The 13,028-nt window shown below is 39.2% G+C and carries 12 protein-coding genes; 9 read left to right on the forward strand and 3 right to left on the reverse strand.

Annotation, left to right across the window (positions count from 1 at the left end; genetic code table 11):
* Position 1: 1 nt before the first annotated feature.
* The 7 genes from HMPREF3129_RS15760 to fbaA all read left to right on the forward strand — a co-directional run bounded on the left by HMPREF3129_RS15760 (position 2) and on the right by fbaA (position 8,819).
* Positions 2-1,213, forward strand: coding sequence for an MFS transporter (locus HMPREF3129_RS15760; RefSeq protein ID WP_004252461.1), 1,212 nt, complete (start codon positions 2-4; stop codon positions 1,211-1,213).
* Positions 1,214-1,223: 10 nt separating this feature from the next.
* Entirely contained in the window at positions 1,224-2,351 is a 1,128-nt protein-coding gene (locus tag HMPREF3129_RS15765; protein WP_070487123.1) for an ABC transporter substrate-binding protein, read from the forward strand.
* 2 nt (positions 2,352-2,353) lie between these two features.
* Positions 2,354-2,800, forward strand: coding sequence for a ParB N-terminal domain-containing protein (locus HMPREF3129_RS15770; RefSeq protein ID WP_004244957.1), 447 nt, complete (start codon positions 2,354-2,356; stop codon positions 2,798-2,800).
* 336 nt (positions 2,801-3,136) lie between these two features.
* A complete protein-coding gene (gene tkt, locus HMPREF3129_RS15775; RefSeq protein WP_070487125.1) occupies positions 3,137-5,131 on the forward strand; it encodes a transketolase in 1,995 nt (664 codons plus the stop codon).
* Between the two features lie 258 nt (positions 5,132-5,389).
* On the forward strand, positions 5,390-6,409 hold the full coding sequence (gene epd / locus HMPREF3129_RS15780; protein ID WP_004244954.1) for an erythrose-4-phosphate dehydrogenase: 1,020 nt from the start codon (positions 5,390-5,392) through the stop codon (positions 6,407-6,409).
* A gap of 102 nt (positions 6,410-6,511) precedes the next feature.
* Complete coding sequence (gene pgk / locus HMPREF3129_RS15785) at positions 6,512-7,675, forward strand: phosphoglycerate kinase (RefSeq protein WP_036919860.1); 1,164 nt, start codon at positions 6,512-6,514, stop codon at positions 7,673-7,675.
* A gap of 64 nt (positions 7,676-7,739) precedes the next feature.
* Positions 7,740-8,819 (forward strand): class II fructose-bisphosphate aldolase, encoded by a 1,080-nt coding sequence (gene fbaA, locus HMPREF3129_RS15790; protein ID WP_004244952.1) that lies wholly within the window; start codon positions 7,740-7,742, stop codon positions 8,817-8,819.
* 91 nt (positions 8,820-8,910) lie between these two features.
* On the opposite strand, the gene HMPREF3129_RS15795 is transcribed toward fbaA, so the two are convergent.
* The 3 genes from HMPREF3129_RS15795 to hpaC form a co-directional block, all read right to left on the reverse strand.
* Positions 8,911-9,123 (reverse strand): TM2 domain-containing protein, encoded by a 213-nt coding sequence (locus tag HMPREF3129_RS15795; protein WP_004244951.1) that lies wholly within the window; start codon positions 9,121-9,123, stop codon positions 8,911-8,913.
* 262 nt (positions 9,124-9,385) lie between these two features.
* Positions 9,386-10,864, reverse strand: coding sequence for a dipeptide/tripeptide permease DtpB (dtpB, locus tag HMPREF3129_RS15800; RefSeq protein ID WP_004244950.1), 1,479 nt, complete (start codon positions 10,862-10,864; stop codon positions 9,386-9,388).
* 623 nt (positions 10,865-11,487) lie between these two features.
* Entirely contained in the window at positions 11,488-12,006 is a 519-nt protein-coding gene (gene hpaC / locus HMPREF3129_RS15805) for a 4-hydroxyphenylacetate 3-monooxygenase, reductase component (RefSeq protein WP_004244949.1), read from the reverse strand.
* Positions 12,007-12,113: 107 nt separating this feature from the next.
* Between hpaC and HMPREF3129_RS15810 the strand changes: the two genes are divergently transcribed.
* Together HMPREF3129_RS15810 and hpaR are read left to right on the forward strand one after the other, a co-directional pair.
* Positions 12,114-12,305, forward strand: coding sequence for a hypothetical protein (locus HMPREF3129_RS15810; protein WP_036919861.1), 192 nt, complete (start codon positions 12,114-12,116; stop codon positions 12,303-12,305).
* Between the two features lie 276 nt (positions 12,306-12,581).
* Complete coding sequence (gene hpaR / locus HMPREF3129_RS15815; protein ID WP_004244947.1) at positions 12,582-13,019, forward strand: homoprotocatechuate degradation operon regulator HpaR; 438 nt, start codon at positions 12,582-12,584, stop codon at positions 13,017-13,019.
* Positions 13,020-13,028: the final 9 nt, after the last annotated feature.

The following is a 13,028-nucleotide window of genomic DNA, read 5'->3' on the forward strand; positions in this document are numbered from 1 at the left end:
TATGCGTGTTACCGGCAGTGTCATTTTTATTGTCCAGTTTTTATTTATCGTACAGCTACTCTCAATGGGAGCCATGGAAATGAGTGGCCCTTTTTGGCCGCTTCATCTCGAAAGTATGGCGTCGACAGAGCTACTGAGTATCGTGGGAACCGGCGTGTATATCGCACCTATGTTGGGCGTTATGCTAACCAGTACCTTTTGGGGACGAATAGGCGATAAAACTGGCAATAAAGTGATGATGATCCGTGCACTGATGGGGCTTGCATTAACGCAATTGGGGCTCGCTTTTGCCAATGATGTCTGGGTAATACTGCTACTACGCTTTTTACAGGGAACTTGTGCGGGGTATATTGCACCTGCTCAAGCTTATGGTATTGCCATGATCCCCATAGCACAACGTACTCGGCTTTTGGCATGGTTACAAGTATCTACCAATGCAGGATCGTTAGCTGGAGCCATTGCTGGTGGGGCCATCCTCGATTTACTGAGTTTCTTTTGGATAAACTTCGGGGCATTTATCATTTGTACGTTATGTGCACTACTGGTTTTTTTCATATTACCGAATGATTTACCGCGCCACGCTTCATCCAATTGCGTCACTTCCTCAACAAATAAAGCAAAAGCGATATCATCAATTAACCACAGCGTCATTGTTGGCTTACTTACCGTACTGGGTTTGTTATTAATGAGCCGCATGATCACACAAACCCCTTTTTCTCTTTATGTCAGTAGCGTATTTAATGCCCCTAACTGGTTAACAGGGGTCGCTTACGGATTGCAGGCTACAGGTGTGATTGTCTCAGCCTCCCTCTGGGCAAGATGGTTTGAAGCACACAACATATCTCACGCACTCTATCGAATGGTGGGGATCATTGCGGGATGTTTTATTGTGACCTTACTGCTAGCAGCAGTAAGAGAAATAAGCTGGTTTATCGGACTTTATTTTTTGTGGGGCATTCTTCTTGGGGCAACAACGCCAGTATTAACCGCATTAATATCTCGCTCAACCGCTGAAAGTAAACAGGGTTATATTTTGGGACTGGTGCAAAGTATTAGCCAGTTTGCCTCTATGGTTGGTATTGCGCTGGGGGGCGGAATACTTGTTTGGCCTGGGTTGACCACGTTGTTTTTGTGTGTGGCGGTGATGTATTGCATTACTTTAATTATTACGCTGAAAATGAGTTACTCTTCAAAAAACACTAACCAAAAATAGGTTATTAATCATGATATTACGATTTATATTTTCTATTGTATTGTTGTATTCATCAATGGCTTACTCACAGCAAGTTGTAACACCTGTTACTGATCTACTTGGCAGAACCGTGAATGTCAAATTACCGGTACAGCGCGTCATTTTGGGGGAAGGACGACAGCTTTATTTAGTGGCTATGTTTGATAAAGAAAATCCAGCACAAAGGATAGTCGCTTGGCGAAAAGATTTAATACAGTCCGATCCGGCCACATGGCAGCAGTACCGACAACAATTTCCACAGTTGGCAAAAATCCCTACCTTTGGTGGCAGCGAACAAGGAACGTTTGATATAGAGCAGGCGATTAATCTGCAACCTGATGTCATCATCATGAATATGGACGCACGCAATACTATTGTTGATGCTGGACACGAAGCTACACTAGCCCGAGCGGGTATTCCCATTGTTTATGTCGACTTTCGCTATGATCCTATTGCACACATTCCTCCAACAGTGACGTTATTTGGTAAATTATTTGGCCAACCAGATCGCGCAGAAGCTTATTTAACATTCCGTGATAAAGAGTTACAACGAGTGACATCTCGAGTTGAACAATTACAGGGGGCATTGCCAAAAGTATTTTTAGAGCGTCTTGGGGGTTATTCAGAAGAGTGCTGTATGACCTTTGGTAAAGGGAGTTTTGGCCGTTTTGTTAAAATAGCGGGGGGGGATAATATTGCCGACAATCTTGCTCCGGGAACCTTTTTTACGCTAAATCCAGAAAAAGTGGTTGTTGCAAATCCCGATATTGTGATTATTACCAGCGGCAATTTTCAGGCATTTGTGCCGGGTGGAAAGTGGATCCCACTTGGGCCGGGGATTAATATTCAACAATCAAAACACCGACTCGCATGGTTTACGACTCGCCCTGCTTATGTTGATAGTAATGCTCGCCGTCGTGGCGCATTTTTTGCTATTTGGCATCAGTTCTATAATAGTCCCTATGATGTTATTGCTATCCAGCAGCTAGCTAAGTGGATACATCCCCAATTATTTGCTGATCTTGATCCTGATGACACATTCCGTCGTTTACATCAAGAATTTCTACCCATCTCATATCAGCCGGGATATATGATTGATTTGGAAAAAGAGGGGAGGTAAATATGGAGTATGATGTCGTGTTATATCCCATTGCCTTGCTCCGTCCTTCAGAAGAAGTCAACATGGCTCATGTTGAAGCTTTAACTAAGGAAATAGTCCGTTGCCAAAGATGGACAACACCTATACCCATTGAAAAAGAGACCGGAATTATTATGGACGGTAATCATAGGTATCAAGTCGCTCATCATCTTGCTCTCACTTATATTCCTTGTGTGTTGCTTGATTACACTGATACACGCATAACTGTGTATGATTGGCAGAATGGACGAGCGTTTAGCCCATTAAGAATAAGGGAGCAGATATTAAAGCAAGGTAATATTTTCCCTTATAAAACTACTCGACATCTATTTTCTCCAAGCCTTCCGGCCGTTAATTTTCCGCTTGAACAGTTAGTTGAAAAAATAGCTAGTAATCATCTGAATGTTTTCAAGTTAGGTGTTGGTAGGTGACCATTAACAGTGGGAAAATTAAATAGCTTAGTATTTATTTGATTTGATGGATAAAACAGCAACGTAATTTTAGCTTGATTAGTCGTATCAAGCTAAGGTTTAATAAGATACTTCTTAATTGCGCAAATAAAAGTCATTTTTCATTTTTGTTGCGCAACAATGTGGTGGTGTAATGTTATTTTCCGCGTTTATCGTAATAAATGCTGTTTAAATCAAAGAATTATTGATTTTCACTGATTACGATAGCCACCTTTGTGGATTTTTTATATTGCGGTTTTTTGCCCGCATTGAGAGAATCAGCTATCTAGATGCTTTTTATCCGACTTGGAGTAGAAAATGACCACTCGTAAAACCCTTGCAAATGCGATCCGTTTTTTAAGCATGGATGCAGTGCAAAAAGCCAAATCAGGGCACCCTGGTGCACCTATGGGCATGGCTGATATTGCAGAAGTATTATGGCGTGATTTTTTAAATCATAATCCAACTAATCCTCACTGGGCAGATCGTGACCGTTTTGTTTTATCTAACGGCCATGCTTCAATGCTGATTTATAGCTTATTACATCTGTCTGGTTATCAAGTTTCTTTAGATGATCTAAAAAATTTCCGTCAGCTGCATTCTAAAACACCGGGTCACCCAGAATATGGTTATACCCCAGGTGTTGAAACTACCACGGGTCCTTTAGGTCAAGGGATTGCTAACGCAGTAGGTTTTGCGATCGCAGAACGCACATTAGCGGCTCAATTTAACCGTCCTGGTCACGATATCGTAGATCACTACACCTACGCCTTTATGGGTGATGGTTGTATGATGGAAGGTATCTCTCACGAAGTATGCTCTTTAGCAGGTACTTTACAGTTAGGTAAACTGATTGCATTTTACGATGACAATGGCATTTCTATTGATGGTAAAGTACATGGTTGGTTTACTGATAATACTGCTGAACGTTTCGAAGCGTATGGCTGGCATGTGATTAGTGGTATTGATGGTCATGATGCAGCGAGTATTAAAGCTGCGATTGAAACCGCACAACAAATTACTGATAAGCCTTCACTGTTAATTTGCAAAACCACTATTGGTTTTGGTTCTCCTCATAAAGCAGGCACTGCCGATTCTCACGGTTCACCATTAGGTGATGCAGAAATTGCAGAAACTCGTAAAGCTCTGGGCTGGGAGTATGGTCCTTTTGAAATTCCACAAGAGATCTACAAAGAGTGGGATGCTAAAGAAGCTGGTAAAGCAAAAGAAGCTGCGTGGGACGCTAAATTTGCTGAGTATGCAGCACAATTCCCTGAATTAGCAGCTGAATTTAAACGTCGTATGTCTGGCGAATTACCTGCAAATTGGGAAAAAGAGTCAACAGCCTTTATTGAGCAGTTGCAACATAACCCAGCGAGTATTGCTAGCCGTAAAGCATCACAAAATACATTAGAAGCGTTTGGTAAAGTTTTACCTGAGTTTATGGGTGGCTCTGCTGACCTTGCACCAAGTAACTTAACTATGTGGTCTGGCTCTAAAGCATTAAATGAAGATAAAGCCGGTAACTACATCCATTATGGTGTTCGCGAATTCGGTATGTCTGCCATTATGAATGGTATTGCATTACACGGTGGTTTTGTTCCTTACGGCGCTACCTTCCTGATGTTTATGGAATATGCACGTAATGCGGTACGTATGGCTGCACTGATGAAAATCCGCAGTATCTTTGTTCATACCCATGACTCTATCGGTTTAGGTGAAGATGGTCCTACTCACCAACCTGTTGAGCAAATGGCAAGTCTGCGTGTAACACCAAATATGAGTACATGGCGCCCATGTGACCAAGTTGAGTCAGCAGTAGCATGGAAATACGCTGTTGAGCGTAAAGATGGTCCAACTGCGCTCATCTTCTCTCGTCAAAACCTTGCTCAACAGCCACGTACTCCAGAGCAACTGGCTAATATCGAGAAGGGTGGTTATATCCTGAAAGATTGTGACGGTACACCTGAACTTATCTTTATTGCTACGGGTTCTGAAGTTGAATTAGCTGTTAATGCTTACGATCAATTAACAGCAGAAGGCCGTAAAGTCCGTGTGGTTTCAATGCCAGCAACAGATGCATTTGATAAACAAGATGCTGATTATCGTGAAGCAGTATTACCTGCAGCGGTTAAAGCTCGTGTTGCTATTGAAGCGGGTATCGCGGATTACTGGTTTAAATATGTTGGTCTTGATGGTGTGATTGTCGGTATGCATAGCTTCGGTGAATCTGCTCCTGCAAACGAACTGTTTGCTGAGTTTGGTTTTACTGTTGAAAATGTGGTTACACAGGCAAAAACTCTACTTAAATAATCAATAAATGTTAACAAGAGCACATTTTTGGGAATAATTTCTCAGATGTGCTCTTTTTTTATGCTTCCCCCTTTTTTTGCTATTGCGATTTTCTCTCATTTCTCGTAATCTGAATACCAATAAGCTGAACCGTTTCAGTTGTGCTAAAAATGTCGGTGACCGCACATTTTTTAGTTTTACTTGATTTATCGTTGTTGATTAGTCAATTGCTCGATTATTCTAGGCGGTTGCGTAATTACGAGTTATCAAGGAAGTTACATGACAATTAGAGTTGCTATTAACGGTTTTGGTCGAATAGGGCGTAATGTGTTAAGAGCGCTTTATGAATCTGGAAAGCGGGCTGAAATAAGCGTTGTTGCAATAAATGAATTGGCTGATGCAACAGGTATTGCTCATTTGCTTAAATATGACTCAAGCCATGGTCGCTTTGCTTGGGATATTCGTGTTAATAATGACTTATTGCAAGTGGGTGATGATGCAATCCGTCTTTTCCATCATGCCGATATTGCAGACTTACCTTGGGGTGAGTTAGGTATTGATGTGGTACTTGATTGTAGTGGCGTTTATGGATCTCGTGCCGATGGTGAGGCGCATATTGCTCAAGGGGCAAAGAAAGTGCTCTTTTCTCATCCGGGAACGATAGATCTTGATGCTACGGTGGTATTCGGTGTTAATCAACATGAACTGAAAAAACAGCACCGCATCGTCTCTAATGCCTCTTGTACCACAAATTGTATTATCCCGATTATTAAAATGATGGATGATGCTTTTGGTATAGAGTCAGGTACAGTGACGACAATCCATGCTGCGATGAATGATCAACCTGTTATTGATGCATATCATAAAGATTTACGTCGTACACGAGCCGCAGGACAATCGATTATTCCGGTTGATACCAAATTAGCTGCCGGTATTACACGGATTTTCCCGAAATTTAAAGATCATTTCGAGGCAATTTCTGTACGAGTTCCTACAATTAATGTGACAGCAATTGATTTAAGTGTCACGGTAAAAAATGCTGTAAATGTGTTAGATGTCAATAAGTTAATTCAAAAATCAGCAACTGGCGCATTTCGTGGTATAGTGGATTACACAGAATTGCCATTAGTCTCAACAGATTTTAACCACGACCCTCATAGTGCCATTGTTGATGGTACACAAACAAGAGTCAGTGGGCAGCATCTGATTAAAACGTTAGTCTGGTGTGATAATGAATGGGGCTTTGCTAACCGAATGCTTGATACGACGTTAGCTATGGCTGCAACTGGTTTTAAATAATCATGTATTAATGACGGTACTCAGCAATAGCACATTATGTGATAATGCGCGGTACTGAACAGAAGATTACTAAATTTTAGAGAATCAATGAGAGGATTCATCATGTCTGTAATTAAGATGACCGATTTAGACCTGGCCGGTAAACGAGTACTAATTCGTGCTGACCTGAACGTTCCAGTGAAAGATGGAAAAGTAACTTCAGATGCACGTATTCGTGCTTCATTACCGACTATTGAAGCGGCTTTAAAACAAGGCGCTAAAGTTATGGTAACTTCACACTTAGGCCGTCCTACTGAAGGTGAGTACAACGAAGAGTTCTCTTTAAAACCAGTTGTTGACTATCTGAAAGAGAAATTATCTGCACCCGTTAGCCTAGCAAAAGACTATTTAAACGGTGTTGATGTTAATGCAGGTGAATTAGTTGTACTTGAAAACGTTCGTTTTAATAAAGGCGAAAAGAAAGACGACGAAACGCTGTCTAAACAATATGCTGCATTATGTGATGTCTTTGTCATGGATGCATTCGGTACGGCTCACCGTGCTCAAGCGTCAACACACGGTGTTGCTAAGTTTGCGGATATCGCTTGCGCGGGTCCTCTGTTATCAGCAGAGCTTGAAGCATTAGGCAAAGCATTAGATAAACCAGAGCGTCCAATGGTGGCTATCGTTGGTGGCTCTAAAGTATCTACTAAATTAACAGTTTTAGATTCATTATCAAAAATTGCTGACCAATTAATCGTTGGTGGTGGTATTGCTAACACCTTTATCGCAGCAGAAGGTCATTCTGTAGGTCGTTCATTATATGAAGCAGACCTTGTTGACGATGCGAAAAAATTAATGGAAAAATGCGATATTCCAGTACCAACAGATGTCCGTGTCTCGACAGAATTCTCAGAAACAGCGCCAGCTGTACTGAAATCAGCAAATGACATCAAAGATGATGAACAAGTATTAGATATCGGTGATGTGACGGCTGAACGTTTAGCTGAAATCCTGAAAAACGCCAAAACCATTCTGTGGAATGGCCCTGTGGGTGTCTTTGAATTCCCTAACTTCCGTAAAGGTACTGAAGTGATTGCTAAAGCGATTGCTGATAGTGATGCTTTCTCTATCGCTGGCGGTGGTGATACATTAGCGGCTATCGATTTATTTGATATCGCAGATAAAATCTCTTACATTTCAACCGGTGGTGGTGCTTTCTTAGAATTCGTAGAAGGTAAAAAACTTCCTGCGGTTGCTATGCTGGAAGAACGCGCTAAACAGTAATTAAGTCACGCTCATACAGGTAGAGTGTAAAACTCTGCCTGTTCCAAATATAGGATCTTATTACATGTCTAAAGTTTTTGATTTCGTAAAACCGGGTGTCATCACTGGTGATGATGTACAAAAAGTATTTGCAGTAGCAAAAGAAAATAATTTTGCTCTGCCTGCAGTTAACTGCGTAGGTACAGACTCAATTAATGCTGTATTAGAAGCAGCTGCGAAAGTGCGTTCTCCTGTTATTGTTCAATTCTCTAATGGTGGTGCTGCATTTATCGCAGGTAAAGGTCTTAAAGCTGAAGCGCCACAACAAGCAGCTATCCTAGGTGCTATTTCTGGTGCTCACCATGTACACCAAATGGCAGAATACTATGGTGTTCCTGTTATTTTGCACACTGACCACTGTGCGAAAAAACTGTTACCTTGGATTGATGGTCTGTTAGATGCAGGTGAAAAACACTATGCGAAAACAGGTAAACCACTATTCTCTTCTCATATGATTGACTTATCAGAAGAGTCATTAGAAGAAAATATTGAAATCTGTTCTAAATATTTAGCGCGTATGGCTAAAATCGATATGACTTTAGAAATCGAATTAGGCTGTACTGGTGGTGAAGAAGATGGCGTTGATAACACAGGTATGGATAGCTCTGCGCTATATACCCAACCTGAAGACGTTGCTTACGCTTATGAAAAACTAAATGCTATCAGCCCACGTTTCACTATCGCTGCATCATTTGGTAATGTTCACGGCGTTTATAAACCAGGTAACGTTCAATTAACACCAAAAATTCTTCGTAACTCACAAGACTATGTGTCAGAGAAATACAATCTGCCACACAATAGCTTAAACTTTGTTTTCCACGGTGGTTCTGGTTCATCTGCAGAAGAAATCAAAGAAGCTGTAAGCTACGGTGTTGTTAAAATGAATATCGATACCGATACTCAATGGGCAACTTGGGACGGTATCTTACAGTTCTACAAAAAGAACGAAGGCTATTTACAAAGCCAATTAGGTAATCCAGAAGGCGCTGATAAACCTAACAAGAAATACTATGATCCACGTAACTGGTTACGTCATGGTCAAACATCAATGGTTGTTCGTTTAGAGCAAGCATTTAAAGAGCTAAATGCGATTGATGTTCTGTAATACAATTTTATTGTAATACACCTAAAAAAACCCGCTTAGTATGCGGGTTTTTTGTTGGTTGTTAGCACTAGATACGATGGTATTGGGCTATTTAGTTTCGGTTATATTTGTCATTAAAGGTTTGGTCTGAAATACACAGATAATAAATTCCTTCAATAAAACCGATAATAGCGGGTATCCCCGTCCAGCAAAAAATGAGATATAAAATCCCCATTCCTACTTTACGAAGATAGAATTTATGTATTCCTAGCCCACCAAGAAAAATAGCTAATAATGCGGCTGCTAGCTTATTTTTATCATTCATTAATATCTGCTCCTATTACCAATCATTGGTTTTTAATCATGAATATTGATTATTAGACAATGCTAAATATTGTCAGTTTCAATTAAAGGTACTATTTATAAGATAGATTAAAACCAGAAAAAAGAAAAAAAGAGAAGATCACTAATCATAAATAATAAAAGATTAAGGTTGTAGAAGATTTAATCGCTAAGCGTTTTTATAAGAGATAAAAAAAGCGCCTTTCTAGGCGCTTTGTCTGTGATAAGCAAAGGTGTTTGCTTATTTACTTAATCATTTTACTCTCTTCTTTCATCATGCGGTTTAGTAAAGGTACTGTTGCCCACATAATCAAGCCAACCACTAAGGTAACGATACCGATTTTGCCAAACACATCAGTATAAATAGGCAGTGTTTGTAGTGGATCGGTAATACCTTCAGGTGGGGCGGTAAAGGTTGCTACATGGCCTCCTAACAGGTAAGCCGTCGCTTGTGTTAAGAACCACATACCTAAAATAAAGCCCATCATATATTGCGGTACGAAAGCGGCAATCATCGCTAAGCCTAATGCACTGATCATCAATTCCCCTAGACTTTGGAAGAGATAAATCAGTACAACAAACCAAGGTGATGTTAAGCCTTGAGCATCAGCAAACCACATACCTGAAGCGGCAGCGGTTAGGAAGCCTAATGAGCATAAAAGCATACCTGTGGTAAATTTTGCCGGCATGGATAAATCTTTGCCTTTCGCGCCAAAATGGCTATAAGCCATTGCTAAGATAGGGCTGGCAATAATGATCCAAAATGGATTTAATGCTTGGAAACTCACCGGGTTAATATCAAAGCCTAACAAGGTATGGTGAACATTATGGATAGCAAAGAAGTTAAGTGAGGTTGGCATCTGAGCGTAGAGAATATAGAAAATAACAGCTTCTAACATCAGAACAAATGCAACATACATTTTATTGCGTGCTACTCTGTCTTTTTGTTTAAAGGCTTCACGAAAATAAATGATAACCACAACAATAGACAAGCTGATCAAAACGATGTTAGCAATCATCACATTGTGCAACAACCATGCACAAATAAAGACCATAGCGACAGAGCCTGCAATAACTAATAGTAGTTTGTTGAAATTCATTGGCAGGTGATCTGGCTCAGAACCAATATTCACGACCATTTTACGGCAGAAAAAATAGACCAATATGGCCATTATTAAGCCGATACCACAAATATTATAAGTCAGTGCATAGCCGTAGCGATCGGCAAGAACGGGGGCAATAGATAAGGAGATTAATGAACCAACATTAATCGACATATAAAATAGTGTAAATGCACCATCAAGACGGGGATCTTTAGGTTTATAGCATTTAGCTAATAGGCTTGCTGGGTTTGCTTTAAATAAACCGTTACCTACTGCGATAGTGGCTAAAGCATAAAAGATTAAATTAGGATACATAATTGACATGCCGGTCATAAAATAACCGATAGCCAATACGATAGCCCCTAAAACAATGGTTCGTTTAGTACCTAATAGATGGTCACCAACATAACCACCAATAGAAATAAGCCCATAAACTAATGCGGAGAATGCACCAAAAGTAATAAAAGCTTGTTCTTGAGAGAATCCGAGTTTACTAACAAAATAAACGGCAAGAATACCTTGTACGCCGTAGTAACCAAAACGTTCCCATAATTCCACAAAGAAAATCATAAAGAATGGTTTAGGCTGTTGTAATAAACCGACTTTAGCGGGTTTATCCATATCTTTAATGCCCCTAATTATTATTTATTTTCAACAACGATGCTATTTACTCAAATTCACGATGAATGTTACACCCTGATAACATTATCTGTTGTATTTAGAGTGATGTTTGCAAATTTAAGATGGTGATCAGTAAGTCCGGTAGACTAATATATTGATAGAATGACTTCTCAAAGGTTGATCACACTGTTAGTAAGATTAATACCAGATTGAAAAAAATAGTCATTAATTTATTTTCAATTAAAGCGATTTAATTGATCTTTGGTATAAATAATCACCAAAAAGAGCCTGTTTTGTTTATATTTTAAGCTTAATAAAGCTGATAAAATATAAGCATAAAAATAGAGTGGAAGGGTTATTTATATCGTGACTAATTGATTTTCTAAAGAAAAAGTTTTCTTATAATTTTAATAATTTCTTTTATAACAAACAGATGTTAAAAATAGTTTAATAAAACGCTGATAGCTCTATTTTAGGATAAAATGAAATAAATATGCATGAAGTGCGGGTAATTATTTAAAATTTAACAAAGGTAATAAAAACGCCTTTATTAATAATGAAGGATTTAAATTGATACCCTTTTCAAAATAATAAAGTGCGTTTTTGTTTTTAATATTAGCTAATTAAGCGGTGGTTGGGACTAATTTATGTTTAACAGGATGGAAGCGACGCTTAAAATAAATTAAGCCATCGCCATCTTCTCGAACCGCAATATTTTTTATCTCTGCCATATAAACAAAGTGAGTACCTACTTGGCGTACATCGTAAATATCACCTTCTAGGCTAGCGAGTGCATTGGTTAATATCGGTTGCTGTAATGCGCCATATTGCCATCCTGGTTGGGTAAAGCGATCAGCCATTGCCAGACCTGTCATACCGGCAAAATGGCAAGCCATCTCTTCTTGTTCATGATTTAAAATATTGATACTTAATTTGCCATTTTCTTGAAACGTACTATTCATTTGGCTTTTACTATTGATGCAAATCATCACTGTCGGTGGAGTATCGGTAACTGAACATACTGCTGTTGCTGTTAAACCACAGCATCCTGCATCACCATTAGTTGCGACAATATTAACGGCAGCACCTAAGCTTGCCATTGCATCCCGAAAAAGTGGGTTAGCCTGTTTTTCATCAGACATTTTTTACTCCTACTGCCAGACTTCTCATCTGTGGGCGTCTTCACTTAAAATAACCATTAGTTAGAAAATCAGAATTTATCTAACTAGTGCCGCTTCACAAAGTTGTAATGATCTTGCTGATTTCTTTGCTGTGTGAATTTAAAGCCGTAACGCTACCTCGCATTAGCCAAGAGATCAATCTTTCTTTGTTACAACCTGTTAACTTTATCTCAAAAAGTCGTGAGACAACCTTATCGCTGGTTGTTATTATTCCTAATAAGTCAAGTAAAGCGATAGGTAAATCAGGGGGTTTAGCCTAGTTTGCTGATAAATAACACGAAATGACACATATTATCCTGTTATTTTTTGGGGATATTACGCGTTTTGTCTGAGAAAAGCACTAAGGTCATCAATTGCTAAAATAGCCTAAAATGTTAGAAATTGAGTCAAGTTTATTTATTTGTTAATATGATTAATTGTAATAAAAAGTCTATTCTTAGAATATTATTCATTTATAACTATAACGAGTTATAATTTTCACCGGCTAGATTGAGTGATTTTTCATCAATTTATCTATCAATAAAGAGCTTCTGATTATGCATGAGTCATTAACAATCGCGCTATTGCAAGCACGGGAATCTGCGATGGGATTTTTTCGCCCCGTTCTTAAAGAGCATAATCTGACAGAGCAGCAGTGGCGGATCATCCGAGTTCTTGCTGATAAGCGCTCTATCGATTTTCACGAATTAGCACAAAAAACCTGTATCCTGCGTCCAAGTTTGACAGGTATTTTGATTAGAATGGAAAGAGATGAGCTAATTTGTCGATTAAAACCAGTGAGTGATCAACGTAAATTATTCGTTTCTCTATCAACCAATGGGCAAAATTTATATGATAAAATCCAGCCTAAGATAGAAGAAGGGTACCAATTACTCGAACAAAAGTTTTCTACAGAAAAACTGCAACATTTATCTATCTTACTGAAAGAACTGATAGCGTTAAATCCAGAAAATAGTCATTCAACTGAAAAATAACATGTGTGC

Origin of the sequence: Proteus sp. HMSC14B05 (assembly GCF_001808035.1) — a bacterium.
GTDB classification, from domain to species: Bacteria; Pseudomonadota; Gammaproteobacteria; order Enterobacterales; family Enterobacteriaceae; genus Proteus; species Proteus mirabilis.

Bases quoted from the DNA above. Each gene is read 5' to 3' on its own strand.
- HMPREF3129_RS15760 (WP_004252461.1), top strand. From the start codon at position 2: ATGCGTGTTACCGGCAGTGTCATTTTTATTGTCCAGTTTTTATTTATC.
- HMPREF3129_RS15765 (WP_070487123.1), top strand. From the start codon at position 1,224: ATGATATTACGATTTATATTTTCTATTGTATTGTTGTATTCATCAATG.
- HMPREF3129_RS15770 (WP_004244957.1), top strand. From the start codon at position 2,354: ATGGAGTATGATGTCGTGTTATATCCCATTGCCTTGCTCCGTCCTTCA.
- tkt (WP_070487125.1), top strand. From the start codon at position 3,137: ATGACCACTCGTAAAACCCTTGCAAATGCGATCCGTTTTTTAAGCATG.
- epd (WP_004244954.1), top strand. From the start codon at position 5,390: ATGACAATTAGAGTTGCTATTAACGGTTTTGGTCGAATAGGGCGTAAT.
- pgk (WP_036919860.1), top strand. From the start codon at position 6,512: ATGTCTGTAATTAAGATGACCGATTTAGACCTGGCCGGTAAACGAGTA.
- fbaA (WP_004244952.1), top strand. From the start codon at position 7,740: ATGTCTAAAGTTTTTGATTTCGTAAAACCGGGTGTCATCACTGGTGAT.
- HMPREF3129_RS15795 (WP_004244951.1), bottom strand. From the start codon at position 9,123: ATGAATGATAAAAATAAGCTAGCAGCCGCATTATTAGCTATTTTTCTT.
- dtpB (WP_004244950.1), bottom strand. From the start codon at position 10,864: ATGGATAAACCCGCTAAAGTCGGTTTATTACAACAGCCTAAACCATTC.
- hpaC (WP_004244949.1), bottom strand. From the start codon at position 12,006: ATGTCTGATGAAAAACAGGCTAACCCACTTTTTCGGGATGCAATGGCA.
- HMPREF3129_RS15810 (WP_036919861.1), top strand. From the start codon at position 12,114: ATGATCTTGCTGATTTCTTTGCTGTGTGAATTTAAAGCCGTAACGCTA.
- hpaR (WP_004244947.1), top strand. From the start codon at position 12,582: ATGCATGAGTCATTAACAATCGCGCTATTGCAAGCACGGGAATCTGCG.